The organism is Kingella sp. SNUBH-2017 (genome assembly GCF_028680565.1).
GTDB classification, from domain to species: Bacteria; Pseudomonadota; Gammaproteobacteria; order Burkholderiales; family Neisseriaceae; genus Kingella_D; species Kingella_D pumchi.
This window is the reverse complement of the sequence record NZ_JAPHVK010000025.1, coordinates 1-1,750: the sequence shown is the minus strand read 5'-3', so window position 1 is coordinate 1,750 and position 1,750 is coordinate 1. Positions and strand designations below refer to the sequence as shown.

At 56.9% G+C, this 1,750-nt stretch carries 1 protein-coding gene and 1 pseudogene; one reads left to right on the top strand and one right to left on the bottom strand.

The window, feature by feature from the left end; translation table 11 throughout:
• A pseudogene (locus OP500_RS11155) lies at positions 1 to 107 on the top strand (IS1595 family transposase); the annotation flags it as partial.
• A 68-nt stretch (positions 108 to 175) separates the two neighbouring features.
• On the opposite strand, the gene hrpA reads toward OP500_RS11155, so the two are convergent.
• A complete protein-coding gene (gene hrpA, locus OP500_RS11150) occupies positions 176 to 1,573 on the bottom strand; it encodes an ATP-dependent RNA helicase HrpA (RefSeq protein WP_238748548.1) in 1,398 nt (465 codons plus the stop codon).
• Positions 1,574 to 1,750: the final 177 nt, after the last annotated feature.

Below are 1,750 nucleotides of genomic sequence, written 5' to 3'. Positions count from 1 at the left end.
TCGACCGTAAATCTTTCCCGCTGTTCTTGAAAGAATGCGAGTTCCGTTTTAACTTTGGCGCACCTTCCGAGCAGCTTAAAGTGCTGCGCCGGTGGTGTGGAATTTAGGGCTTATCTAGTACAGCCCCTTTTAAATTTATCCTAGCTTGTCGGGCATCAATGCCCGGCCTACCCTTTCAGACAGCCTCCTCCACCGCCCCCAATTCCAACAAGACCTGAAACCCGTCATTGATATACCGCTGGTCGGGCGCTTCTAAAAACGGAAATGCCGCCACGTCGCCCAGGTTCAGGGCGGCCATGCGCAGGATGACGGCGGCGAGGTTGCTGCGGATGATTTCGGGGTCGGTGAACGGGTTGCGCTGCTTGAAATCGTCTTCGGCGTACAGGCGGATGCACACGCCTGCCGACACGCGCCCGCAACGCCCCGAGCGTTGCTGCGCGGCGGCTTGGGAGATTTTTTCCACATGCAGCTGCTCCACTTTGGCGCGGGCGGAATAGCGTTTGACGCGCGCCAAACCCGTATCGATTACATATTTGATACGCGGCACGGTGAGCGAGGTTTCGGCGACGTTGGTCGCCAATACGATGCGGCGTTTGCTGCCGCTGGGATGGAAGATTTTGTGCTGCTCTTGCGCGGAAAGGCGGGCGAACAGCGGCAGGATTTCGTCGTGGCGGCGCAGTGGCGATTTGCGTAGGGCTTCGGCGGCTTCGCGGATTTCGCGCTCGCCGGGCAGAAAGACGAGAATGTCGCCTTCGCCCAGCCGCGCGAGTTCGTCCGCCGCGTCTGTGATGGCTTCGGGAATATCCATTTCCGCTTCGTCTTCGTCGCGCTCGTTAATCGGGCGGTAGCGGATTTCCACGGGATAGGTGCGCCCGCTCACTTCCAGCACGGGCGCGTTGTTGAAATGTTTGGAAAACCGCTCGGCGTCAATGGTGGCGGAGGTGATGATGACCTTTAAATCGGGGCGGCGCGGCAAAAGCTGCTTCAAATAGCCCAGCAGGAAATCGATGTTCAGGCTGCGTTCGTGCGCTTCGTCGATAATCAGGGTGTCGTAGGTAGTGAGATAGCGGTCGGTTTGGGTTTCGGCGAGCAGGATGCCGTCGGTCATCAGCTTGATGTTGGCATCGCGCGAGGTGTTGTCGTTAAACCGTACTTTGTAGCCCACCGCCTGCCCAATCGGCTGCCCGAGCTCTTCGGCAATGCGCTCGGCAACGGAACGCGCGGCAAGGCGGCGCGGCTGGGTGTGCCCGATTAAGCCCGCCGCGCCGCGCCCGAGTTCTAGGCAGATTTTGGGCAACTGAGTGGTTTTGCCCGAACCCGTTTCGCCGCAGATGATGGTTACTTGATGGTTTTGAATCGCGGTTTTGATGTCGTCCAAACGCTCATGCACGGGCAAGGTGTTATCAAACTCGGGCTTGGGCAGCGCGGCTTGGCGTTTTAAGAAAATATCGTGGGATTTTTGATATTTTTGTTGTACCGCCGCCAAGCCGCCGAATTTTTCAGGCTGCCTGAATGCGCGTTTGAGAAAATGGCGGTCTTTGCAAAGGGTTTGGTCTAAATCGGGCTGGGACATAGTTTGACGTGTGAAAATTTGAGTAAAAACAAGGGGCGGGATTATAGCAGAGGCAGCCTGAAAGCCGGTTTCAGCCTACCTTTACAGCGGGGCGGTTGTTGGATTTCCAAGCTGCCTTTCCGCAAGCAGAAACCCCCTGCCTATGATTTATTAGGCAGGGGGTATGAATAAGGGTTT